1 protein-coding gene is annotated in these 1452 nt (G+C 68.0%); it reads left to right on the forward strand.

The annotated features are described in order from the left end of the window. Positions 1–98: 98 nt before the first annotated feature. Positions 99–1452: AMP-binding protein (locus tag AC2VON_RS00090; RefSeq protein ID WP_486951117.1), on the forward strand; the 1354-nt coding region annotated here is incomplete at its 3' end.

Below are 1452 nucleotides of genomic sequence, written 5' to 3' on the forward strand. Positions count from 1 at the left end.
AACGCCGCCTGGTACTTCGACACGGTGCACATCGGCGATCCGATCATCGTGCAGGCCTGACCGGCGGTCGCCGGAGGAATGCCATTAACGGTCGGAAACTGATCGGCGGCCGGTGGGTTCGCTGGGACGAGGAATGCGCAGCCGAGGCGTATGCACGCCGATGGTGGGTGCGCCGCACGGTGGCCGATTCGCTCCACGATGCCGCTCAGCGCAGACCGGACCGGGTGGTGTTGATCGACGGCGACGTCCGGCTGGACTGCCGGACCCTCTACACTCAGGCGAGCGCGCTGGCGCAGGCGTTGTTGGCACGGCTGCCGGATGGTGCTGTGGTGTCGTTCATGTTGCCCAATTGGCATGAGGCGGCAGTGATCTACCTGGCGACGACGATGGCCGGGATGGTGGTCAATCCCATCCTGCCGTCGCTGCGGCAGCGGGAGCTGCGCGTGTTGCTCACCGATGTGGACAGCCGGATGATCTTCGTGCCGGCCACCTGGCGGGGACACGACTTCGTCTCGATGGTGGCACCGCTGGTCGAACAGCTGGGGATCGACGTCGTGGTGGTGCGCGGCGCGGTCGGGCACCATGCGGGCTACGCTCAGTTGCTGGCCGACCCGGCGCGACCCCGGGAACTGCCCACCGTCGACCCGGATGCGGTCCAGATGGTCCTGTATACGTCCGGGACGGCCGGTAAGCCCAAAGGCGTTCTGCACACCCATAACTCGATGCACGCGCTGATCTGCCAGATCCGCGACCACTGGCTGGTCGAGGACGGCGACCGGTTCTTGGTGCCGTCGCCGATCGCGCACATCGGCGGTTCCATCTACGCCTTCGAATGTCCGCTGCTGCTGGGCACGACCGCGATTCTGATGGACCGCTGGAACGCCGACGAAGCTGCTCGGCTGATGCAGGCGAACCGCTGCACGCACCTGGCCGGAGCCACGCCGTTTCTGGAGCAGCTGCTCGCCGCCGCGGAGCGCACGGGTACCCGGCTGCCCGATCTGAAGGTGTTCGTCTGCGGCGGCGCGTCGGTGCCGCCCCAGCTGATCCGCAGTGCGGCGGCGTTTTTCCAGCGGGCGGTGGTCACCCGCGCCTACGGCTGCACCGAGGTTCCGGTGATCACCGTCGGCGCACCCGGCCGAGACGACGTCGATCACGCCGCGGACACCGATGGCCGCCCCGGGCTGGCCGAGGTCGCCGTCGTCGACCACGACGCCGCGCCGGCCGGTGCGGGAGAGATCCTGGCGCGCGGCCCGCAGATGTTCGCCGGCTATCTGCATCCCGAGGACGACAACGGATCTTTCGATGCGGAAGGGTTTTTCCGCACCGGCGATCTCGGACATTGGGTCGATGGCGATTACCTGGTCGTCACCGGCCGCGTGAAGGACGTCATCATCCGCAGCGGGGAGAACATCTCGCCGAAGGAGGTCGAAGACGTGCTGGCCGGCCACCCCG

The sequence above is a fragment of the Mycobacterium sp. TH-M82 genome (assembly GCF_057473605.1).